This window comes from Acinetobacter sp. CIP 64.7 (genome assembly GCF_000369745.1).
GTDB lineage: Bacteria > Pseudomonadota > Gammaproteobacteria > Pseudomonadales > Moraxellaceae > Acinetobacter > Acinetobacter fasciculus.
Window position 1 is genome coordinate 1,415,427 of the sequence record NZ_KB850179.1, and the last position, 21,277, is coordinate 1,436,703.

A 21,277-nucleotide genomic window follows, 5' to 3' on the forward strand; every position below is an offset into this window, starting at 1 on the left:
GTTTAACTTTACCTTATAGAAACTGAATGATAGACCATTTGGCTATCATCCAATAGTACTTCATGCAGACTTGCGGATATCAAAAACGCGCTGTGCCTTACCTTCAGAGCGTGGCAGACTCCCTTCAGGCAACACTTCGACACTTACCGTGATTCCGACCATGGTTTTAATCTGGCCCTTAAGCTGAGTTGCCAGCTGGTGCGCCATAATGTCACTGCTATCTTTACGCATTTCGGTACGGATATGCAATGTATCCAAATGTCCCTGTTTGCAAATCTGGATTTGGTAGTTCGGAATCAGTTGCTGGATCTGTAAAATCTGCTCTTCAATCTGCGACGGGAACACATTGACTCCACGAATAATCATCATGTCATCACTACGGCCGACAATCTTGTCCATACGGCGCATGGTGCGTGCCGTGCCTGGCAATAAACGGGTCAGGTCACGGGTACGGTAACGGATCACCGGCATGCCTTCTTTGGTAATAGTGGTAAATACCAGTTCACCTAGCTCACCGTCTGCCAGCACTTCGCCAGTTTCAGGATGAATGATTTCAGGATAAAAATGATCTTCCCAAATGGTTGGGCCATCTTTGGATTCCAGACATTCCATGGCGACGCCCGGCCCCATCACTTCTGACAGACCATAAATATCCAGCGCATCAATGCCTAGACGCTCTTCAATTTCCTTACGCATTTCATTGGTCCATGGCTCTGCACCAAAGACGCCGGTTTTAATCGAACAGTTTTTGGCTGTACCAAATTTCTTCTCAAGCGCTTCAATAATATTCAGGCAGTAAGATGGCGTGACCATCAGTGCTGTCGGTTTAAAGTCATGAATCAGTTGCGCCTGTTTATCGGTTTGTCCGCCAGACATTGGGATCACCGTTGCACCCAAACGCTCAACGCCATAATGCGCACCTAGACCGCCAGTAAACAGACCATAACCATAAGACACCTGAATAATATCTTTGCTGGTCAAACCGGCTGCTCGAAGAGAACGCGCCACCACGTCAGACCAGACATTAATATCATTCTGGGTATAACCAACCACGGTCGGCTGACCGGTGGTGCCAGAAGATGCGTGCACACGTACAATCTGTTCCTGCGGCACAGCGAACATGCCAAACGGATAGTTATCGCGTAAATCCTGTTTGGTGGTAAACGGGAATTTCGCCAGGTCTTCCAGTGATTTGAAATCATCCGGATGCACACCAGCATCATCGAATTTCTTTTTATAAACCGGGCTATTCTGATAAGCATGTTGCAACGTCTTTTTCATACGCTGTAGCTGAACACTGCGTAACTCATCAACCGATACTTTTTCAATTTTTTCCATTGCATTGTTATTCATATTCTTACTCCTGACGCAGTCTTCCTGACCACGGTTTAATTCATTGATTGAATGATGTGTTTAATCCATATTTTCTAAAACCAGTGCAACACCTTGACCAACACCCACACACATGGTGCAGAGTGCATATTTGCCATTACGACGTTTTAATTCTTTCATGGCGGTAATCACCAAACGGGTGCCACTCATACCCAGCGGATGACCCAAAGCGATGGCACCACCATTCGGGTTAATTCTGGAATCATCGTCTTGCAAACCGAGTTCACGGATCACAGCCAGCGATTGTGCTGCGAATGCTTCATTCAGCTCAATCACATCCATCTGTTCCAGACTCAGGCCAGTCTGTTTCAGCACTTTCTGTACCGCTGGAACCGGCCCAATACCCATATATTTAGCTTCGACACCGGCGCTGGCCATCCCGATCACTTTGGCTTGAGGAGTTAAACCATGCTGATCGGCAAACTGCTGATTGCCGAGCAATACGCAAGCCGCACCATCATTGACACCCGAAGCATTGCCGGCGGTGACCGAACCGCCTTCTTTACGAAATGGGGTTTTTAAGGCGGCCAGATTGTCCAGTGTCGTCTCTGCGCGCGGGTGCTCGTCCTGGGAAATGGTCAGGATGGTTTTCTTTGGCCCTTTAACCTCTACTGGCAGAATTTCTTCGGCAAAAATACCTTCTTGCTGTGCTACTGCGGTTTTCTGTTGGCTGTGATACGCAAACAGGTCCTGGTCTGCACGGCTAATCTGATACTTTTCAGCGACGTTTTCGGCCGTTTCCGGCATGCTGTCAACGCCAAACTGGGCTTTAAATTTTGGGTTGATAAAACGCCAGCCAATGGTGGTGTCATAAATTTCTGGAGTACGGCTAAACGCTGAGGTCGGTTTAGACTGCACAAAAGGCGCACGGCTCATGGATTCTACCCCACCGGCCAAAATAAACTGTGCTTCACCCGATTTGATGGCACGTGCTGCAAGTCCAATGGCATCCAGACCTGAGGCGCATAAACGGTTCACGGTAAGTGCGGGAACAGATTCAGGCAGTCCTGCAAGTAAAGCCGCCATACGCGCAATGTTACGGTTATCTTCACCGGCCTGATTGGCACAGCCCAAGATCACTTCATCCAGTTTTGCCCATGGCAATGCCGGATGCTGCTCTTTCAGATACTGAATCGGGAGTGCTGCCAGATCATCAGCACGAATGCTGCTCAGCCCACCGGCATAGCGTCCGATCGGGGTACGAACTCCATCAAAAATATAAACCTGTTCCATGATTATTCCTTTTAGCCAGCCACGCGTAATGGGTGCTGCTGAGTTTGCTGTGCCTGTCCCTGCACCGCTTTCTTTGCTAAATATATACTAGTTCTATAGCGATCTTCACAATAAATACGATACATATTTTCTAAAATTTGTAAAATTGTGTAATACCCAATTTTATCTGCCCATTCGAATGGACCACAAGGATAATTCACTCCATATTTCATAGCAGAATCAATATCTTGCTCTGATGCAATATCATTAAATACCGCTTCACAGGCTTCATTCACCAACATGGCGATACTACGTATAACATAAAGACCCGGATGATCCTTAGACCAAATAGGTATCATATCCATACCTATGAAGAATAGCTCCACTGCCTGGCGCTGTTCAGTACTACACGCCGGTGATGCAACGACTGGAATTGCCTCGGCATTTGTCCAATCTGCATGCCAGTCCATCAACACTACAGGCTCATGCGGATAAGCCAGTTCAACCGACTCACCGAGCGACATTCGCAGAGAAAGATCACCAATCAGGATTTCATTCTGTTCTGCTGCCTGAAAACTCAGTTCCACATGGGCTGCCTGTTTTAAGCGTGCAATCAATGCTGAGGAATGCAGCCATTCACCTTTTACCGTGACTTTGAGCTTATTCAGCGACTTGGCATAACATACTGGCAATTCATACACTGGTGCAGGCTTGGCCTGCATATAATCATAAAAACCCTGACCGGACTTTCGGCCATAACAGCCAGCATCGACCAGCTCTTTTTGAATCAAGGACGGGCGGTAGCGTGGTTCATAGAAAAACTCCTGGTAGACACTTTGTGTCACCGAGAAATTCACATCCTGACCAATCAGGTCCGTGAGTTCACACGGTCCCATGGCAAAACGGCCACATTCGCGCATGATGTAATCGAGCTGTTCCGGAGTGGTGGCATTTTCCTGCAAGGCACGAAAGGCTTCGGCATAATAAGGCCGCGCGACACGATTGACGATAAAGCCGGGGGTCGATTTGGCCCGTACCGGGACTTTGTTCCAATCCTTCATCAGCTCAAATACTGCATCGGCAAGGACTGCTGAGGTTTTCAGTCCGTGGATAATCTCGACCAGCTTCATTACCGGTGCCGGATTAAAGAAATGCAGTCCAATCACCCGCTCCGGATGTGGAATCGCCGAGGCAATGGCGGTAATGGAAATCGATGAGGTATTGGACGCAAAAATCGTCTGTTCCGGGCAAATGGTATCCAGCTGTTGAAACAGGTTTTGTTTGACTTCTTTCTTCTCTACAATGGCTTCAATAATTAAGCCCGCATCGGCCAGCTGCTGAATGTCCTCTGCCACAATCAGATTGGCAAAGGTACTTTCCAGCAATTGCTGGGTCATTTTGCCATTTTGTACGCGCTTGCTAAGCTGCGCCTCTAAAGCAGTTAAGGCACTCTGAACTTTGCTGCGATCGAGATCAAACACATAGGTCGGATGCCCGTGCATGGCTGCCAGTTGTGCAATACCAATCCCCATGGTTCCAGCACCGACCACAGCAACTTTGACTTGTTCCAAATTGATCTGTTGCATGATTTAGCATCCTTTATATTCAGGGGTACGCTTCTGCATAAAGGCTTGTACACCTTCTTTATAGTCGCTTGAACGTCCAGCCAGACGTTGCAGGTCACGTTCCAGAATGAGCTGCTCATCCAGATTATTGTCGGCTGCGGCATGGATGGCTTTTTTGATCAGGGACAGACCATAGGTCGGTTGCTGTGCCAGATGCTCTGCCAGTTTTTTCGCTTCTGCTTGCAGTTGTTCATCTTCAACCACTTGCCAGATCATGCCCAGTTGTACTGCGCGCTCAGCCGGAATTTTATCGCCGAGCATGGCAAGGCCCATCGCCTGAGCACGCCCGACCAGACGCGGCAGGAACCAGGTACCGCCTGAATCTGGCACCAAGCCAAGACGGCAGAAGGCCTGAATAAAGGAAGCCGATTTTGCTGCCACCACAATGTCACAGGCCAGGGCAATATTGGCGCCTGCCCCTGCTGCCACACCATTCACCGCACAAATCACCGGTTTAGGCATTTCAGTAATCAGCTTAATCAGAGGGTTGTAATATTTTTCAATCGACAGACCTAAGTCCGGTGCATCGGCATTCGGATCGACCACACGGTCATTCAGATCCTGACCGGCACAGAAACCGCGGCCTTCGGCTGAGATCACTACGGCACGAATCTGGCTGTCTTTGGCCCAGGCCTTGATGACCTTGGAGACTTCCTGATGCATGGTTTCATTAAAGCTGTTGAGCTGTTTTGGACGGTTAAAGGTCAGGTAGCCCACTGCATTTTTTTCTTCGACAATAATTGTTTGATAATCCATTACACACCTCTAAATTCTGGTTTTCTTTTTTCTAAAAATGCATTGATGCCTTCCTGGCGATCTTGGGTCGCCGCCAGCCAGACAAAATGTTGACGTTCAAGTTTCAGTCCCTGACTTAAAGTCACTTCATGAATCGACTTTAAAGATTGCTTGATGGCACGAATAGCCAGCGGTGCCTGCTTGGCAATTTTTTCTGCCAGCTCCAGTGCGTATTGCACGGTCAGTTCTGCCGGACAAACCTGGCTGCTAATGCCATGTTGCAATGCGGTCTGTGCCGAAATCATTTCACCGGTCATGGCCCAGCGCATCGTCAATTGCTGACCGACCAGACGGGCCAGACGCTGGGTTCCACCGGCACCCGGCAACATGCCTAAGCCAATTTCAGGCAAGGCAAACTGGGCATTTTCTCCGGTCAGCACCATGTCACCATGCAAAGCCAATTCGAAACCTGCACCAAAAGCATAGCCATTTACGGCCATGATTAAAGGCTTGGAAAATTCATCAATTTTTTTCCACAGCAGTGGCCGCTGATCCTGCTGGATGCTAACCACATCTAACTGCGCCAGCTCATTTAAATCGGCACCAGCAGCAAAGCATTGTGTATTTCCGGTGATGACCACGGCTTTCACAGCAGCATCTGTTTCCAAGTCTTGTAAACAGGCTGCAATGTCTTGCAAGGTGGCATTGTTTAAGGCATTACGCTTTTCCGGGCGATTCAGCTCAATCAGTACCACACCTGGCTTGGGTGAGCTGGTTTTAATGTAAGTCATCCTTGAACTCCTGCTATGCTCAGCAATTGATTCCGTACTTATTCATCAAAACTCAGACGTACATTGGCTGTGGTCGGACGTGCCTGACAGCTCAGCACATAACCTTTCTGGATTTCGTCTTCTTCCAGACTGTAATTCACCGCCATTTCAACCTGACCTTCCAGCACCTTACATTTACAGGTGGCACAAACGCCGCCCTTACAGGCATATGGCAGGTCGGCTCCGGCACGTAGCGCAGCATCTAAAATACTGTCATCCTGTTTAGAGACTTCAACAATCAGCTCGCGACCATCGAGGATGATATTGACGCGTTCTTCACTGCGGCTTTCCATCTGCTGGGCGGTTGCTCGTGGTGCAGTCCCGGTATTGAAACGTTCGGTATGAATCTTGCTGCGCTGAATGCCCCAAGTCGGTAATACCGTTTCGACTGCTGTCATCATTTCTTCAGGACCGCAAGCGAAACAGTGATCTGCTTCGGCAGAAATCAGATTGGCCTGAAATAACTGCTGCAATTTGTCTGCATCAATCCGACCATTAAAGATGTCACTGTCATTCAGTTCACGTGAAAAAATATTTACCAGTTGCAGACGTTCCTTAAAACGGTCTTTCAAGTCCATGATCTGTTCAGAGAACATGGTCTGTTTCCAGGAGCGGTTGCCATATACCAGAGTGAATGTTGCTTCCGCTTGACGGTTCAACACCGACTTTACAATCGATAAAATTGGTGTAATGCCACTGCCTGCTGCAAATCCTAGATAATTCTGGCCACCAGCCTTGGCGGCTTTCTGAAAGAACACCCCTTGCGGTGGCATGACTTCTAGTACATCGCCCGCTTTGAGATGCGCATTGGCCCAGGTTGAAAACTGACCCTGATCAATTTTTTTAATCGCAATGCTCATGTCTTCCTGAGTATCACTGCAGATCGAGTAGCAGCGGCGCAGCTCGCCGTCATCGCTTAAATGGCGGATGGTGAGATGCTGACCTGGCTGATATTGGAAAGCATCCAATTGTTCAGGCGCGAGATCAAAGGCAATGCAGATCGCCTGCTCGGTTTGTGGCTGAATCGATTTAATGGTTAACGGTATAAATTGGCTCATGGCAAAATCCTTCTTTTAGGTGGCGGTGTTCAGGCTTGTTATTGGTTTACCCTGACCACCGAGCAATCGTTACAATCAAATACATTTGAAATAGTCAAAAGTTTCTAAGCAGTCCCGACATTGATATAAAGCTTTACAGGCGGTTGAACCGAATTCACTTAATAATTTGCTGTTATGACTTAAGCACTGTGGACAGGTGATGCCATCGGTCAATGCCACATGCGTACCACAGCTATGTGACTGGCCTTGCGGCGGGGCAATACCATACTGCTGTAATTTGTGTTTGCCCGATTCACTCATCCAGTCCGTAGTCCAGGCTTCAGACAGATCGACAATCACTTTGACTGGCGTCAAACCGTTCGCCTCGAAAGCCTGGGTAATTTCTGCTTTTAATAAATCCGTGGCCGGACAGCCGCTATAGGTCGGCGTGAGTCGCACCACAATTTCATCCTGCTGATTCAGCTCGACGCCACGAATCATACCCAGATCAATCACTGACAATACCGGAATCTCTGGATCAGAAACCTGCTGTAAAACGTCCCAACATTGATCTTCTACGTGTCGAATCAGATTCATGCGACTCACTCCCTGTGATTGTGCCGAATTACCAGTTCATGTTTGGATATGAGCGCTGCATGTATTGCAGTTCAGCCAAAACAAAACCGAGATGTTCTGTATGTAAACCCTGTTTAGCCCCACTGCGATAAGCGCCTAGCTCTGGCAGGCTTAATTCAAATCGCGCTAACTCGGATGTAATGGTCTCCAGCCACTGGGCTTTTAAATTTTCAATATCTGGAATGACACCGCTATCGACCAACTGTCTTTCATCAGCCGTCAGAACAAAAAGTTCCTCGGTAAAACGCCATAACTGGTTTAAACCTTGCTGGGTTTTTTCATGCGCTTCTGCGGTACCTAAACTTAGGCGCTCCATCCAGGTGGTGGAAAAACGCTGGTGATATTTCACTTCTTTGAGTGACTTCACTGCAAAGGCGGCCAACTCAGCATGCTGACTTTGACTTAAGGCGCTAAACAATAAAGCGTGGTAGTGATCCATCAACCACTGGCGCACCAGGGTCTGGGCAAAGTCACCATTCGGCTGTTCACACAGCAGCAAATTACGGTATTCACGTTCGGTACGGAAATAAGCCAGCTTGTCTTCATCACGGCCCTGTCCTTCCACTTCACCCGCCAGACTGAGGGCAGTACGTGCCTGACCCAATAAATCCAGTCCGATATTGGCTAAGGCAATATCCAGCTCCAGTTCAGGTGCATGACCACACCACTCTGCCAAACGATGAGACAGGATCAGTTGACTGTCACCCACATGTAAAAGAAATTCTGCCAATACTTGATTTGTCATCATCTTCATCCTTCCCTTACATGTGCTCGATGCCAGCTGGAATGTTATAAAAGGTTGGATGACGATAAACCTTGTCCAAAGCGGGTTCAAAAAACTCTGCTTTTTCATCTGGCTGGGAAGAGGTAATCAATTCAGATTTCACCACCCAGATACTGATGCCTTCATTGCGGCGGGTATATACATCGCGGGCATTTTGTAGTGCGACTTCCTCATCCGGCGCACGCAGGCTGCCGACATGACGGTGACTCAGACCCTGTTTACTACGCACAAACACTTCATAAAGTGACCAGTTGTTTTTGTTATTCATGAGCAAATTTCCTTATATTGATCAAACTATTTTTTAAGCAACTTTTTGTGCTGCTGACTGTTGCTGCTGTTTCTGCGCATAGACGGCTGCTGAATCACGTACCCACTTGCCGCCTTCCCAAGCTTTGCGGCGTGCTTCAATACGCTCATGGTTACACGGTCCCTTGCCTGCAAGAATCGCAAAAAACTCATCCCAATTGATTTCACCAAATTCATAATGTCCGGTGGCTTCATTGAATTTAAGGTCTGGATCGGGAACGGTTAAACCCAGCTGTAAAACTTGCGACACGGTGTTATCGACAAATTTCTGACGTAGCTCATCGTTACTGAATAATTTAATTTTCCACTGCATGCTTTGTGCACTGTTCGGTGAATTATCGTCACTTGGACCAAACATCATTAGGGCCGGCCACCAGAAACGGTTCACTGCATCTTGTGCCATCTGCTTTTGTTCCGGCGTACCATTGGCCAGTTCCATCATGGCTTCAAAGCCCTGACGCTGATGGAAACTTTCTTCCTTACACACACGCACCATAGCGCGGGCATAAGGACCATAAGATGTACGGCACAGCGCAACCTGATTGACAATTGCTGCACCATCTACCAGCCAGCCAATCGCGGCAACATCGGCCCAGCTCAGGGTTGGATAGTTGAAAATTGAAGAATATTTCATGCGACCGGCAATCAGTTTATCCATCATGTCGTCACGATCCGCACCCAAGGTTTCTGCAGCACTGTACAGATACAAAGCATGACCGGCTTCGTCCTGAACTTTTGCCATCAGCACAGCTTTACGCTTCAAGGTCGGTGCACGGGTAATCCAGTTGCCTTCCGGCAACATGCCCACCACTTCAGAGTGTGCATGCTGACCGATCTGACGAATCAAGGTCTTACGATAAGCATCCGGCATCCAGTCCTTCGGCTCTATGGAAATATCCTTTTCAATCTTTTGATCGAAGATTTGTTGTTGGTTATTCATTGTTCCCTCACTTATCCCAAGTGTTGATACACCCAAATTAAAACGATACGTAATTAAAATCAATATCTATTTATTGGTATCATTTAATTTTTATCCCTTATTTTTTGTAAATATATGTTTTACATCATTTAATATTTTTTATTTTATTGTTATTCATTTTTAAACACAGATTTATGATTGACATTTTCAATTTTTCAACACAAATTATGAAACATCAAAATTAAAAATACCCCTCAAAACGTATCATAAATGGAGTTTTTACAATGTTAGAGTTAGACAGCAGCTCAAGCACAATGGATTATCAAGATACTGAATCAACTCATAATCCTATTGCCATCAAAAGCTTAGCTTCACTGGTGTACGGCCAAGAATACACAGCGCAAGCCGATTTACGTACGGTTTATCATGCCATTAGCGGTGAGGCGGTTTATCAAGTTGGCAGTCAGGGTATCGATACCCAAGCCGTGGTGAAGTATGCCAAACAAAAAGGTGCGACTATTGCCACATGGACGTTTCATCAACGTGCCAATGCACTGAAGCAAGTGGCACAGTATTTGATGGAACGCAAAGAAGACTTTTATGAACTTGCCAAGGCAACCGGCTGTACCCGTAAAGATGCCTGGATTGATATTGAAGGCGGGATTGGGACCTTATATGCCTATTCGAGTTTGGTGCGTCGCGAACTGAGTGATGAAACCGCATGGGTTGAAGATGCATGGATTCCGCTATCCAAGCAAGGCAACTTTGGCGCCAAACATATACTGAGTCCTAAAGCCGGTGTCGCAGTGCATATCAATGCCTTTAACTTCCCGATCTGGGGCATGCTGGAGAAAATCGCACCGACGCTACTAGCAGGCGTACCCTGTATTGTCAAACCGGCAACAGAAGGTGCCGAGCTGACCCACGCCGTGGTCAAAGCTATTCATGAAAGCGGCTTTTTACCAGAAGGTTCACTTCAGCTGATTTGCGGTCAGATTTATGATTTATTTGATCATTTAAATCCTCAAGATACGGTCACCTTTACCGGTTCAGCATCAACAGGACAAAAACTCCGTTCTCATCCGCACCTCAATGCCTACTCTATTCCATTCACGATGGAGGCAGATTCAGTCAACAGCGCGATTTTGACTGAACAAGCCAATGACGAAAGCATTGATTTATTTGTCCGTGAAGTCTTCCGTGAAATGACCTCTAAAGCCGGACAAAAATGTACCGCAATTCGTCGTGCATTCATTCCGGCTGAACTTTTGGACACCGTACAGAGTCGCCTAATTGAAAAACTGAAAAAAGTCGTTGTGGGTGATCCGGCTCAGGAAGGCGTGACGATGGGTGCTTTGGCCAGCGTCAAACAGAAATATGATGTCGCGGCAAAAGTTGAACAGCTCAGCCAGGATGCAGAGATCGTATTCGGTAGCCACTTGCGTCAGGACTTTAAGATTCAAGTACAAAACGCTGAAAAGTCTGCATGCTATCCACCGACAGTTTTGGTATGCAAAGTGCCAGCTCAGGCAGAAAATATCCATAAGATTGAAGCCTTTGGACCTGTAGTGACTTTAATGCCATATACTGACCTGGCTCAACTTGCTGACCTGGTGGCACGTGGCGAAGGTAGTCTGGTGGCATCCATCGTACGCAATACCGATGAAAATATTGAACAACTGCTCAGCAAAATTTCGCCATGGCATGGTCGTGTACACATTCTGGATGCTGAAAGTGCCAAAGAAAGTACCGGACATGGTTCGCCATTGCCCTTACTGGTGCATGGTGGGCCAGGACGTGCCGGTGGTGGTGAAGAACTCGGTGGCTTGCGCGCAGTCAAACATTATATGCAACGTACTGCGATTCAAGGCTCGCCAAATGCCATGACCCAAGTCGGCCATAGCTGGACTGCCGGAGCTCAGGTCTTTGAAGACCGAGTGCATCCTTTTAAAAAATCATTTGATGAATTGCGTATCGGTGAACGTTTACTGACTGCACGACGTAGCGTGACCGAAGCAGATCTGGTGAATTTCGGCTGCCTGAGCGGTGATCATTTCTATGCGCATATGGACAAGATTGCTGCAGCAGAATCGCTGTTTGGTGAGCGTGTTGCCCATGGCTATTTCGTGGTGTCTGCTGCGGCCGGTTTATTCGTTGATGCCGCTCAGGGTCCAGTCATTGCCAACTATGGCATGGACAACTTACGCTTTGTGGAGCCAGTAAAAATTGGCGACACCATTCAGGTAGAACTGACCTGTAAGCAGAAAACTCCAAAAGCACTGCGCGATCCGGCACAGAAGCCACATGGTGTGGTGGTCTGGGATATTAAAGTGAAAAACCAGCGCGATGAACTGGTTGCAACCTATGATATTTTAACCCTGGTTGAACGTGGCTAAAAATGCACACTAAAAAAAGGAATCATTATGATTCCTTTTTTTAGTCTTTAAAAATTATTTGTATCTATTCTTAAAAACAGATTGACGCCTATCCATTTAGCCTCTAGATTAATTAAATGCGATACAATATAAAAATAACAATCAAATTAAAAGTATCAAATAAATATCTCAAACGATCAGCACAGGATGTTGCATGATGAATGATAAATCGCTGAACCTAGAAATGGTTGAAAGGACGATTCAACCGCCAAATCAAAGTTTTGAGCCTACACCAGCAGAATCGGCCGTGCCGCTGTCTGAACAGATTGAACCGCCACCGGAAAGCAGCACCTACCAATGGTATGTGGTGGTCATTTGTATGGGGGCTTACATTCTGTCATTTGTAGACCGTCAAATTTTATCGCTCATGATTGAACCGATTAAAGCCGATTTAATGCTGAGCGACACCCAGTTCAGCCTATTACAAGGTCTGGCCTTCTCCTTGTTTTATGCCATTATGGGCCTGCCCATTGCCGCACTGGCGGATCAAAAGTCCCGGATTAAAATCATTGCGACCGGGATTGCTTTCTGGAGTCTTGCCACAGCAGCCTGCGGCCTCAGTAAAAACTTTATTCAAATGTTTATTGCACGTCTGAGTGTGGGTGCCGGCGAAGCTGCGCTTTCCCCTGCCTTTTATTCGATCGTTGCCGATTTATTTCCGAAAGATAAATTAGGTCGTGCACTCGGGGTATATGCCATTGGTGCCTTTATTGGTTCGGGCTTAGCTTTCCTGATTGGCGGCTATGTGATTGGCCTGCTCAAAGATGTCAGCTTCGTGGCTTTACCGCTTATTGGTGAAGTAAAAACCTGGCAACTCACCTTTATGATTGTCGGTCTACCGGGCGTATTGCTGGCCCTACTCATGGTGCTGACGGTGCGTGAACCTGCACGTAAGGGTATGAAAGTCGGTCAGGATGGCCAGGTCATTAAAGCATCTTTCAAAAACTCGATCGGTTTTATCAAGACACATAAAAAGACCTTTTTCTGTCATTTTATTGGCTTTTCTTTTTACACCATGATGCTGTATTCGCTGCTAGGCTGGGCACCTGCCTATTACATGCGTAATTTCGGTCTGGATGCGAGTCAAACCGGTTATATCCTCGGTACGATTATTCTAGTCGCGAATACTTCAGGTGCCTTGTTCTGTGGCTGGCTGATCGACTTTTTCTCGAAACGTGGCTATAGCGATGCTGCAATTCGTACCGGTGCCATTGGCTGTGCGGCGCTGATTATTCCGAGTGTGCTGTTTACTCAGGTCGATAATATGCAGCTTTCATTTGCGCTGATTTTTGTGGCGATGTTCTTCTCCACTTTCCCGATTCCTGCATCGGCTGCTGCTACGCAAATGCTGACACCAAACCAGCTACGCGCACAAGTATCTGCCAAGTTCCTGCTGGTTTCAAACCTGATTGCCTTAGGCGTCGGAACCACCGCTGTGGCGTTAATTACGGATAAATACTTCCAGAACACCCTGATGGTCGGCAACTCGATCTCGATCGTCAATGCGATTGCCGGATTGATTGGCTTCTTCCTGTTGTACAAGGGCTGCCAGTATTATCGTGAAAGTATGAAAGTCGAGAAACTGGCTGACTAAAATGGCTGGATATTGCTAAACCTTCTTAATTTTCACTTTTAAAGGCCTTTAATTCACATTAAGGGCCTTTTTATATCAGCCCAAAAAGTTCAATTTTCAGGTACTCATCATTCAATTCCGATCCAGCCTAGACAGGCTGCCTAAAAAAACGTATAACACCGTTTTAAATTTACAGGTGTGCACCGTTGAAACTTGTGCTTGCTCCCATGGAAGGCTTAACCGATCCGATTATGCGTGATGTGCTGACATCCGTAGGTAGCTTTGACTGGTGTGTGACCGAGTTTATCCGTGTCACCGATTCCCTTCTGCCCGATCATATTTATCATACTTACTGCCCGGAACTGTTGAATGATGGCAAGACGGCGGCAGGTACACCGGTACATGTCCAATTCTTAGGAAATAATCCGGAGATGCTAGCAGCGAATGCCGCCAAAGTGGCAGCCATGGGCGCACCGGCAATTGACATGAATTTTGGCTGTCCGGCCAAAACCGTGAACCGTCATCGTGGTGGTTCAGTCCTGCTCGATGAACCCGAAGTCGTGCATGAGCTGGTTAAAGCCGTGCGTGATGCAGTGCCTGCGCATATTCCGGTTTCCGCCAAAATGCGTCTGGGTTATATGGACCGTAATTTCATGCTGGAAAATGCCCATGCCATTGAAGATGCAGGAGCAGCATGGGTTACCGTTCATGCACGCACCAAAGCCGATGGCTATACTCCACCCGCTTTTTGGGACCAGCTACAACCGATTCGTGAAGCACTCAAGATCAATGTGATAGCCAATGGTGAAATCTGGAACAATGCCGATGCCAAACAGTGCCGACTAGAATCTGGCTGCGAAGACCTGATGATTGGCCGTGGTGCAGTGACCACACCCGACCTGACTCAATGTATCCGTCAAAACTCGGATGCACCTTTGATGAAATGGAATGAACTGCTACAACTGCAAATTCGTTTTATCAACGGCCCAGCCAAAACTGAGATCGGGATGGTCGGTCGTTACAAGCAATGGCTCGGCATGATGTCGAAACATTATCCTGAAGCCAAAGCATTATGGGATGAAGTAAAACGGATTAAAGTTCTGGCCGAGATTACCGAAAAACTGAAAGCTTCAAATATTTAAAACCAAAAAGCCTTTGAATGATTTAAAGGCTTTTTTATGGACTCGTAAAAGCTTATGACTGCTTAAGATGCTTTAAATTTTCTACATGCTCCCGATTAGTTTTCCAAGATTTTTCTAAAACTTCTTTTTCTAGCCGCAGTTGTATCCATTTTAATTTCGTTTCAGAAATCATCTGTTGATCAAAACTTTTCACATAGTCGGTCCAGCCCGCCCCCCGAAATACATGATTTGGCATCGGCGTTTTAAACACGGCATCTGGCATAAATACAATCACAGAATGCAAAAGATCTGGTTCCACAATATCTGCCAGTAGCTGCTCCAATACTTTGATGTGCTTATAGTTTTGATGAATCGGATTCTGAAATTTATAACTGTGTTTATAGATTTTCTGGGTCCAGGTTTTTTGTCGCTCGTTTCCAAATATCCAGCCTTTATAGTTTTTGGTCTCAATCACAAATATTCCGTAAGGACTTAATAACAGATGATCAATTTGCGTGGTCGCACCTGTCCCGTCTGGAAGAGTCAAATCATTGAGCAGAATATATTGAGGATCTTTTAAATACAGTTTGACATGGGCAGCAACCGCAAATTCTCCTAATTTCCCTTTTAAAAATGGCTTGAATAATTTAAAAATCATCACGCCAAAGAAAAGCAGAAGAATCCACCCTAAACTGGACCAGAGTGGACTTAATAGCTGTATGGTAGAATGTTCCATATTCTAATTTTCATTTATTTTAAGTGCTTAAATATTAATGCGTTCGCTCAATATTTAACAGGATTTCTTTTTTATCCAAACCACCGGCAAATCCTACCAGCTTGCCACTGCGACCAATCACCCGATGACAGGGTGCAATAATCGAAATCGGGTTTTTGCCATTGGCTGCACCCACGGCGCGTACTGCCTTGATATTACCCACCTGTTCAGCAATGTCGCGATAGCTTCGCGTTTGTCCGTAGGGAATATTCAGTAGCGCCTGCCAGACTTTTTTCTGAAAATCGGTACCTGCAAAGTCCAAAGGCAGGTCAAAAACATTGCGCTGACCGGCAAAATATTCCTGAAGCTGACGTCTGGTTTCAATCAATACCGGATGCTGCGGATCTTCAACCAAAGTCGCCAGTTTCACCCGATTCGGCTGTTCACAGTCCCAAAGCACGGCCACCAGCGCGGTTTCATTCGCGACCAGTTGTAGCTGACCTACGGGAGAATCCATATAGATATAACTTAAGTTCATGATGGCGCCCTGTCCCAATCGCTGGAGTTCATTTTCTATATTAACCCAGTTCACCGAGACAGGCAGAAACAAATTATGAAGAGGATACTTTCATCAGCACCAGACCGGAAATGATGAGTACGGCAGCCAGCATACGCAACGCTGTAGCGGGTTCACCCAAAACCCAAATACCAATGAGAAATGAACCCACTGCACCAATCCCGGTCCAGATCGTATAGGCTGTACCTAGTGGCAAAGTACGCATCGCATAAGCCAGCAAAGCAAAACTCAGTACCATGAAAACAATAGTAATGATACTGGGGGTTAAACGAGTAAATCCTTCGGACAGCTTCATCGAATATGCCCACACGATTTCAAAAATACCAGCAAGAATAAGTACTATCCAGGCCATGCAGCCCTCCTCTTTTTATATAAGAATCAGGCCGTCCTGACGATTTTTCCTGTAAATTCCGACACGCAATTCACAAGGGAGGTCGTTCCTCCTAGGTGTAAAAATTTTATAAAACCACATTGCAGTAATCTGGCTATTTTTACAAAAAATGACTTATCGAGATACAACTTAACTTTGCCTTACTCAAATCTCCACGACATTCATGGCTACTCTGGTTATGATAGATCTTGAAAATGCCAAGTCAGAAATAGTTCTAATAATCGGGCAATTCATTCACAACAATTACATGAGAATGGACTCAGAATATTAAGTTATACACATCAATTAAATTTAAACTTTGTCTGGAGAAATTACATAATGAAACACAAATATACGACACATTGATCACTTTTTGCCTAGTTCCATTATCAACCTATGGTGAATAAACAACCACCAAACACAAGGGTTATAAGCAATAAAAAAGAACCCGATTTGAGTTCTTTTTATACAAATTTTGTCTAAATCGCAATCAATCAGGCTACAAATGATTACATTTTATGCAACATATCCATATGGTTATCAACATAGATATCTACACACTTATCCATAAAGTTATCCACATATTTATGCACTTATGAGTTTTTAACGATTACAGTTGAACCTGCCCTACTCTCGCTAATTCCGCACGCATTTCATCAATCACAGCTTTATAATCCGGCTTACCAAAAATAGCTGAACCAGCTACAAACATATCGGCACCCGCTTCGGCAATTTCACGAATGTTGCTTGGCGTAACGCCACCATCGACTTCCAGCTGAATATCACGTCCTGAAGCATCAATCAGCTTACGCGCCTGACGTAATTTGTCCAAAGTCATCGGAATGAATTTCTGCCCGCCAAAGCCCGGGTTCACACTCATGAGCAGAATTTGATCGACTTTATCCAGTACATAATCCAGATAATGCAGTGGCGTTGCTGGGTTAAATACTAGACCCGCTTTGGCGCCACCTGATTTGATCAACTGTAAAGAACGGTCAATATGATCAGACGCTTCCGGATGGAAAGTAATGATATCAGCACCCGCTTCAAGGAAATCTCCGATCATGCGATCTACCGGCTTAACCATCAAATGCACATCAATTGGCGCCTTAATCCCATAATTTTTCAAGGCCTTGCAAACACCCGCACCAAAAGTCAGGTTCGGCACATAATGGTTATCCATGACATCAAAATGGACAACGTCTGCACCTGCTTCCAACACGTTCTCGACTTCTTCACCTAAACGGGCAAAGTCAGCAGATAAAATAGAAGGGGCAATTAAATAAGGCTTGGACATGGGAGAACCTGGCTTGTTGAAATTGGATTTTTCCCATTATATCAAATCCGCTCCGGCTACTGTGATTCGATGTTGCAAGATTAAAACGCTGTGTAACGCTTTGAGGCTTATGCCGGCATCACCGCTTGGTTTAAAGTGCAGGATAATGATGAATAGTGTAGAAAACTGATGAAAAGTATTGCCCATATCCAGACGCAACAAGCAGCACGAATTGCCAAACGCCTGGCCAATCACTGGAAACATAAATTTAATATTGATGAAACCGAACAAAATTTCCTGATTCATTTTCCAAATGCTGAAGTGAGTCTGACACCCGAGGCGGATCATCTAACCGTAACGATTCAGAGCAATGCTGATTCCACTGACCTGAATAAACTCGAAAATGTAGTGCTGGATCATCTGATCCGTATGGGACAGGAAAATCTGACTGCCGACTGGCAAAGATAGGGACTAAAAAGCCTTGATGATCAAGGCATAGTAATGATCAAAAGCTAAATACGATGATTCGCTTGTTCATTAAAGGCATGAATACGCTCAATTCTTTTATCCAGTTCGGGATGTGATTCCAGATATTTTTTAAACTTCCCGATCAGGCGAATCCATTTCAGTTCGGTTTCTGTCAGGTGCCGGTCTTTTCCATCAATATTGAGAGTGAAATTTTTCATTTTTAAGGTTTGCGATTCCTCTGCCAGTATTCTGGCATTTTCCACCCGCTGCAAAAAGTTAGACAAGTGAATACTGGAAATCTGCTGTTGATGCAAATGCTGCATGGCATAGTCATCGGCATCCAGTTCAATCGCCTGCGAATATCCAGCATCGGTCAGGACCACTACAGATGCGGTGACCACATCACTTAAATCTCCAGTCACCAAGGCAAACAGTCCCGCCGCACCCAGATTAAAAATCACTTTTTGCATGCTATGTTTTTGTACCAGATGGCCTTGTTCGTGGGCCAGTACTGCAAGGACTTCTTCATCGGTGCCGCTGATTTTCACCAGTTCATCAGTCACAATAATGGTGTTATTCGGGATGGCTGCGGCATTCATACCCATGCTTGATCCACCTTGACGGAAAATAATTTTTGCAGGTTTTCCTACAGCAATCTTTTGTTCATACAAAGTTTTTAATCGCGTCTGTTGTTCTGCCGGGAGTGTACTTGGCTGGGTCTGGGCAATTAACTGCTGCTCTTTCCGGTTGCCTACTTCAACCAGAGTCTGCTCCGGAAGGAGTTTTGCCAGCTGTTTGGCGCTATAAGGAATCCCCCATTTTAAAATAATAATCACTGCACTAATCACGATGATCATGGAAAAGAAAATCAGGATCGGTGAACGTTCAAACTCCCAGATCGCATGATAAATATCTTTATGTTTAATTCTGAGCCAATGCGGCACTTTGCTTAAAAACTCAATCCGACGTTCTTCAGGTAACTCAATAATCGGTTTACGACCACCGACACCCCCAATATAAGCCATGTCCGGATAAGCAAAATAAAAAATCTGCAGTGCTAACTTGTGCTGGAATATCCTCATCAAGTTTCAGGGCAATCCCTTGTTGCTGATCCGGTACAATCCAGGCACGGCGGGCTTCAGCGAGAATTCCGTCATAAAACTTAACTTCGACAGGTCGTTTCATCACATTTACTCCTATAACGACGCATCGAAATCAAATACGTCCAGGATTTCATCGGCCAAAGCACTCGGGTCAGGTTGCAAGATATGCTCAAGATTAGCTTCATCTTCTGCCACATATAGTTCTAAGTGTTTTAACTGATATTCATATAAACGGATGGCAGCCCAAGGCGTCATTAAGCCCAGACTAAGAACACGCACTATCCAGTTGCTCAGCACAATCCAGCTATAACGCCAGGTAGTTACCCGTGTTTTAAAGTAACTTTGACCAAGCTCCACATGATTCCAGGTAATGAGGTATAAACGTGCAGAAATGACCGACCAGACCAGCGTCAGGCAAAGCAGATAGCTAAGCAGTAAACCCAGGCTAAACAAATTGGTTCCAATCCGATCCACCCAGTACACCACTGCTGCAAGCCAGCCAATACCAACCAGCAGGCAAAGACCAAAGGGCAGATAAACGGCAGACATAAATTTGGACCAGTTAATATTCAGCTTGAATTGCAGCTGACCAATCGATAAATGATTAAAGCAATAGCGTTTATAGAGCCAGATCATCACCGGACTAAACAGCAGCAAAGTAAAGATATTGATCAGGATGGCCAGAAATAAGACCCTATAAGCCTCACGGTTGCTGCCATTAAAATAAAAACGCACATTGCCATATTTGCTATTTCGGGCCTTGAATTTCAGGGTCATCCGAATGAGCCAGGGCAGACACAGTGCAGCGACCATCAATAAAGAGCTGGTAGCAAGGATTGAATAGTTGGTCAGCACGACGGTAACCAGATATAGTTCCAGTGCAAACAGACGACCCAGTAGGATCCGGCTCGGCATGGCCACAAAGTCAAAGCGATGTTTTAAAAATTGGGTATTGCCGTAGAAATAACGCATACGGCGTGCTTTGGCCCAAGGGCTATACAAGGTCAATGTCACAATGGTCAGCATCAGATTCACCATCCAGATACCAAAATATTCGGATGCACTGCCATGAAATCTGAATCCATAACGCTGATATTTCGGTCTGATCGAAGGCATGGCTTCAGTGGAAAAACTTGAAGCAGCTGGAAATAATGGCTCACTAACACGAATACCGTCTGCTGCATGACGACCCCAATTTTTTATACTTTTATACATCTGATATTAAAAGAAAAACCCCCAGAATGTAAAAACATTTTGGAGGTTTTTAATTTTTTTGGCTTTACTGCATATGTGCAGTCTTGCTTTAAGGATTTAACTGCACGGCATGGAATTGCAAATGATCATCTACGAAACTTTGAATAAAGTAATAACCATGATCATAGCCCTGATGTTCACGCAAAGTTAGCGGCTGGTTGACGGCATCACAAGCTTGCTGAAACAAGGCTGGATTAAGCTGACTATAGAACTGGTCCGAAAAACCCTGATCAATCAGGATATCGCTAAATAATGCGCCTTTTTCCTGAACCAAAGTGGTTGCATCATGTTTTAGCCATTCCTCTTTCTCAGTACCCAAATAATTCGAGAACGCTTTGTCTCCCCACGGACATTGGCTCGGTGCACAAATCGGTGCAAAGGCTGAAACAGATTTGAATTTTTCTGGATATTTAAATGCTAGGGTCAATGCGCCATGACCGCCCATAGAGTGGCCGAAGATGCCGATCTTACCGGGATGGATCACGAACTCCTCAGTGACCAGTGCATAGAGCTCATCCACAATGAAGCTTTCCATTTGGTAATGTTCAGCCCATGGTGCTTGTGTTGCATTAATATAGAAACCTGCGCCCTGGCCAATATCCCAGTTGTCGCCTTCTGCCACACCTTCGCCGCGTGGTGAGGTATCTGGTGTAATCAGAATCAAGCCAAGTTGCGCCGCCAAACGCTGTGCATGCGCCTTGATGGCAAAGGTTTCTTCGGTACAGGTCAAACCTGCCAAATAGAATAATGCCGGACAGCTGTGGCCCTCTAAGGCTTGAGGCGGCAGGAAAATGCCAAACTTGGTCGGTGTTTTAAGATAGCGTGAATCAAAACGATAAATCCGCTGTTCACCTTCAAAGCTTCTATTGTTTTGTATAAGTTCCATGGCTATTCCTTATTATTAAAACC

Annotated in this window: 22 protein-coding genes; 4 read left to right on the forward strand and 18 right to left on the reverse strand. The window is 45.8% G+C overall.

What is annotated here, in order from left to right; translation table 11 throughout:
- Nucleotides 1–60: 60 nt before the first annotated feature.
- From paaK to paaA, 10 genes are all read right to left on the reverse strand, one after another.
- Nucleotides 61–1,353: a phenylacetate--CoA ligase PaaK gene (gene paaK, locus F890_RS13380; protein ID WP_005267381.1), complete on the reverse strand. Its 1,293-nt coding sequence runs from the start codon at nucleotides 1,351–1,353 to the stop codon at nucleotides 61–63.
- Between the two features lie 60 nt (nucleotides 1,354–1,413).
- Nucleotides 1,414–2,625, reverse strand: a complete 1,212-nt coding sequence (pcaF, locus tag F890_RS13385) for a 3-oxoadipyl-CoA thiolase (RefSeq protein ID WP_005262543.1) — start codon at nucleotides 2,623–2,625, stop codon at nucleotides 1,414–1,416.
- Between the two features lie 11 nt (nucleotides 2,626–2,636).
- The gene (locus tag F890_RS13390) at nucleotides 2,637–4,190 is read right to left on the reverse strand and encodes a 3-hydroxyacyl-CoA dehydrogenase (RefSeq protein ID WP_005267382.1); all 1,554 of its coding nucleotides are present in this window, start codon (nucleotides 4,188–4,190) and stop codon (nucleotides 2,637–2,639) included.
- A 3-nt stretch (nucleotides 4,191–4,193) separates the two neighbouring features.
- Nucleotides 4,194–4,985, reverse strand: coding sequence for a 2-(1,2-epoxy-1,2-dihydrophenyl)acetyl-CoA isomerase PaaG (paaG, locus tag F890_RS13395; protein ID WP_005247159.1), 792 nt, complete (start codon nucleotides 4,983–4,985; stop codon nucleotides 4,194–4,196).
- Nucleotides 4,985–5,755, reverse strand: coding sequence for an enoyl-CoA hydratase-related protein (locus F890_RS13400; RefSeq protein WP_004646060.1), 771 nt, complete (start codon nucleotides 5,753–5,755; stop codon nucleotides 4,985–4,987). Before F890_RS13400 ends, paaG begins: the two co-directional genes overlap by 1 nt.
- Before the next feature lie 38 nt (nucleotides 5,756–5,793).
- Nucleotides 5,794–6,852 carry a 1,2-phenylacetyl-CoA epoxidase subunit PaaE gene (paaE, locus tag F890_RS13405; RefSeq protein ID WP_005262548.1) on the reverse strand — a complete coding sequence of 353 codons (1,059 nt, stop codon included), beginning with the start codon at nucleotides 6,850–6,852 and terminating at the stop codon, nucleotides 5,794–5,796.
- Between the two features lie 75 nt (nucleotides 6,853–6,927).
- Nucleotides 6,928–7,428 carry a 1,2-phenylacetyl-CoA epoxidase subunit PaaD gene (gene paaD / locus F890_RS13410; protein WP_004646058.1) on the reverse strand — a complete coding sequence of 167 codons (501 nt, stop codon included), beginning with the start codon at nucleotides 7,426–7,428 and terminating at the stop codon, nucleotides 6,928–6,930.
- Nucleotides 7,429–7,456: 28 nt separating this feature from the next.
- Nucleotides 7,457–8,212, reverse strand: coding sequence for a 1,2-phenylacetyl-CoA epoxidase subunit PaaC (gene paaC, locus F890_RS13415; protein ID WP_026056591.1), 756 nt, complete (start codon nucleotides 8,210–8,212; stop codon nucleotides 7,457–7,459).
- A 16-nt stretch (nucleotides 8,213–8,228) separates the two neighbouring features.
- On the reverse strand, nucleotides 8,229–8,519 hold the full coding sequence (gene paaB / locus F890_RS13420; protein WP_004279183.1) for a 1,2-phenylacetyl-CoA epoxidase subunit PaaB: 291 nt from the start codon (nucleotides 8,517–8,519) through the stop codon (nucleotides 8,229–8,231).
- Nucleotides 8,520–8,552: 33 nt separating this feature from the next.
- Nucleotides 8,553–9,497: a 1,2-phenylacetyl-CoA epoxidase subunit PaaA gene (gene paaA, locus F890_RS13425; RefSeq protein ID WP_004646055.1), complete on the reverse strand. Its 945-nt coding sequence runs from the start codon at nucleotides 9,495–9,497 to the stop codon at nucleotides 8,553–8,555.
- A gap of 263 nt (nucleotides 9,498–9,760) precedes the next feature.
- On the opposite strand from paaA, the gene paaZ reads away from it, so the two are divergent.
- The 3 genes from paaZ to F890_RS13440 all read left to right on the forward strand — a co-directional run bounded on the left by paaZ (nucleotide 9,761) and on the right by F890_RS13440 (nucleotide 14,626).
- Nucleotides 9,761–11,872, forward strand: a complete 2,112-nt coding sequence (gene paaZ / locus F890_RS13430; protein ID WP_004646054.1) for a phenylacetic acid degradation bifunctional protein PaaZ — start codon at nucleotides 9,761–9,763, stop codon at nucleotides 11,870–11,872.
- A gap of 193 nt (nucleotides 11,873–12,065) precedes the next feature.
- A complete protein-coding gene (locus F890_RS13435) occupies nucleotides 12,066–13,505 on the forward strand; it encodes a spinster family MFS transporter (RefSeq protein WP_004646053.1) in 1,440 nt (479 codons plus the stop codon).
- A gap of 185 nt (nucleotides 13,506–13,690) precedes the next feature.
- Nucleotides 13,691–14,626, forward strand: coding sequence for a tRNA-dihydrouridine synthase (locus tag F890_RS13440; RefSeq protein ID WP_004646052.1), 936 nt, complete (start codon nucleotides 13,691–13,693; stop codon nucleotides 14,624–14,626).
- A 52-nt stretch (nucleotides 14,627–14,678) separates the two neighbouring features.
- On the opposite strand, the gene F890_RS13445 is transcribed toward F890_RS13440, so the two are convergent.
- The 4 genes from F890_RS13445 to rpe all read right to left on the reverse strand — a co-directional run bounded on the left by F890_RS13445 (nucleotide 14,679) and on the right by rpe (nucleotide 17,564).
- Nucleotides 14,679–15,341, reverse strand: a complete 663-nt coding sequence (locus F890_RS13445; protein ID WP_004646051.1) for a nuclease-related domain-containing protein — start codon at nucleotides 15,339–15,341, stop codon at nucleotides 14,679–14,681.
- A 34-nt stretch (nucleotides 15,342–15,375) separates the two neighbouring features.
- On the reverse strand, nucleotides 15,376–15,858 hold the full coding sequence (locus F890_RS13450) for a methylated-DNA--[protein]-cysteine S-methyltransferase (RefSeq protein ID WP_004646050.1): 483 nt from the start codon (nucleotides 15,856–15,858) through the stop codon (nucleotides 15,376–15,378).
- A gap of 73 nt (nucleotides 15,859–15,931) precedes the next feature.
- Nucleotides 15,932–16,249 carry a DMT family transporter gene (locus F890_RS13455; protein ID WP_004279177.1) on the reverse strand — a complete coding sequence of 106 codons (318 nt, stop codon included), beginning with the start codon at nucleotides 16,247–16,249 and terminating at the stop codon, nucleotides 15,932–15,934.
- A 628-nt stretch (nucleotides 16,250–16,877) separates the two neighbouring features.
- Nucleotides 16,878–17,564, reverse strand: a complete 687-nt coding sequence (gene rpe / locus F890_RS13460; protein ID WP_005267383.1) for a ribulose-phosphate 3-epimerase — start codon at nucleotides 17,562–17,564, stop codon at nucleotides 16,878–16,880.
- Between the two features lie 168 nt (nucleotides 17,565–17,732).
- On the opposite strand from rpe, the gene F890_RS13465 reads away from it, so the two are divergent.
- Complete coding sequence (locus F890_RS13465) at nucleotides 17,733–18,011, forward strand: DUF2218 domain-containing protein (protein ID WP_005267385.1); 279 nt, start codon at nucleotides 17,733–17,735, stop codon at nucleotides 18,009–18,011.
- Nucleotides 18,012–18,055: 44 nt separating this feature from the next.
- Here F890_RS13465 and F890_RS18300 read toward each other — a convergent pair whose 3' ends face one another.
- The 4 genes from F890_RS18300 to fghA all read right to left on the reverse strand — a co-directional run bounded on the left by F890_RS18300 (nucleotide 18,056) and on the right by fghA (nucleotide 21,254).
- A complete protein-coding gene (locus F890_RS18300; RefSeq protein WP_005267387.1) occupies nucleotides 18,056–19,036 on the reverse strand; it encodes a M48 family metallopeptidase in 981 nt (326 codons plus the stop codon).
- Entirely contained in the window at nucleotides 19,005–19,196 is a 192-nt protein-coding gene (locus F890_RS19145) for a hypothetical protein (protein WP_005267389.1), read from the reverse strand. The genes F890_RS18300 and F890_RS19145 overlap by 32 nt, the downstream gene beginning before the upstream one ends.
- 11 nt (nucleotides 19,197–19,207) lie before the next feature.
- Nucleotides 19,208–20,329, reverse strand: a complete 1,122-nt coding sequence (locus F890_RS13480; RefSeq protein WP_005267391.1) for a YjgN family protein — start codon at nucleotides 20,327–20,329, stop codon at nucleotides 19,208–19,210.
- Nucleotides 20,330–20,417: 88 nt separating this feature from the next.
- Nucleotides 20,418–21,254 carry an S-formylglutathione hydrolase gene (gene fghA, locus F890_RS13485; protein ID WP_005267396.1) on the reverse strand — a complete coding sequence of 279 codons (837 nt, stop codon included), beginning with the start codon at nucleotides 21,252–21,254 and terminating at the stop codon, nucleotides 20,418–20,420.
- Nucleotides 21,255–21,277: the final 23 nt, after the last annotated feature.

Coding starts and splice junctions, on each gene's coding strand:
- F890_RS13455 (WP_004279177.1), bottom strand. CDS start 16,249: ATGGCCTGGATAGTACTTATTCTTGCTGGTATTTTTGAAATCGTGTGG.
- F890_RS13465 (WP_005267385.1), top strand. CDS start 17,733: ATGAAAAGTATTGCCCATATCCAGACGCAACAAGCAGCACGAATTGCC.
- F890_RS13445 (WP_004646051.1), bottom strand. CDS start 15,341: ATGGAACATTCTACCATACAGCTATTAAGTCCACTCTGGTCCAGTTTA.
- paaB (WP_004279183.1), bottom strand. CDS start 8,519: ATGAATAACAAAAACAACTGGTCACTTTATGAAGTGTTTGTGCGTAGT.
- pcaF (WP_005262543.1), bottom strand. CDS start 2,625: ATGGAACAGGTTTATATTTTTGATGGAGTTCGTACCCCGATCGGACGC.
- fghA (WP_005267396.1), bottom strand. CDS start 21,254: ATGGAACTTATACAAAACAATAGAAGCTTTGAAGGTGAACAGCGGATT.
- F890_RS13400 (WP_004646060.1), bottom strand. CDS start 5,755: ATGACTTACATTAAAACCAGCTCACCCAAGCCAGGTGTGGTACTGATT.
- F890_RS13435 (WP_004646053.1), top strand. CDS start 12,066: ATGATGAATGATAAATCGCTGAACCTAGAAATGGTTGAAAGGACGATT.
- paaG (WP_005247159.1), bottom strand. CDS start 4,985: ATGGATTATCAAACAATTATTGTCGAAGAAAAAAATGCAGTGGGCTAC.
- paaZ (WP_004646054.1), top strand. CDS start 9,761: ATGTTAGAGTTAGACAGCAGCTCAAGCACAATGGATTATCAAGATACT.
- F890_RS13450 (WP_004646050.1), bottom strand. CDS start 15,858: ATGAACTTAAGTTATATCTATATGGATTCTCCCGTAGGTCAGCTACAA.
- paaC (WP_026056591.1), bottom strand. CDS start 8,212: ATGACAAATCAAGTATTGGCAGAATTTCTTTTACATGTGGGTGACAGT.
- F890_RS13390 (WP_005267382.1), bottom strand. CDS start 4,190: ATGCAACAGATCAATTTGGAACAAGTCAAAGTTGCTGTGGTCGGTGCT.
- paaE (WP_005262548.1), bottom strand. CDS start 6,852: ATGAGCCAATTTATACCGTTAACCATTAAATCGATTCAGCCACAAACC.
- paaD (WP_004646058.1), bottom strand. CDS start 7,428: ATGAATCTGATTCGACACGTAGAAGATCAATGTTGGGACGTTTTACAG.
- F890_RS13480 (WP_005267391.1), bottom strand. CDS start 20,329: ATGTATAAAAGTATAAAAAATTGGGGTCGTCATGCAGCAGACGGTATT.
- rpe (WP_005267383.1), bottom strand. CDS start 17,564: ATGTCCAAGCCTTATTTAATTGCCCCTTCTATTTTATCTGCTGACTTT.
- F890_RS19145 (WP_005267389.1), bottom strand. CDS start 19,196: ATGAAACGACCTGTCGAAGTTAAGTTTTATGACGGAATTCTCGCTGAA.
- paaK (WP_005267381.1), bottom strand. CDS start 1,353: ATGAATAACAATGCAATGGAAAAAATTGAAAAAGTATCGGTTGATGAG.
- paaA (WP_004646055.1), bottom strand. CDS start 9,497: ATGAATAACCAACAACAAATCTTCGATCAAAAGATTGAAAAGGATATT.
- F890_RS18300 (WP_005267387.1), bottom strand. CDS start 19,036: ATGGCTTATATTGGGGGTGTCGGTGGTCGTAAACCGATTATTGAGTTA.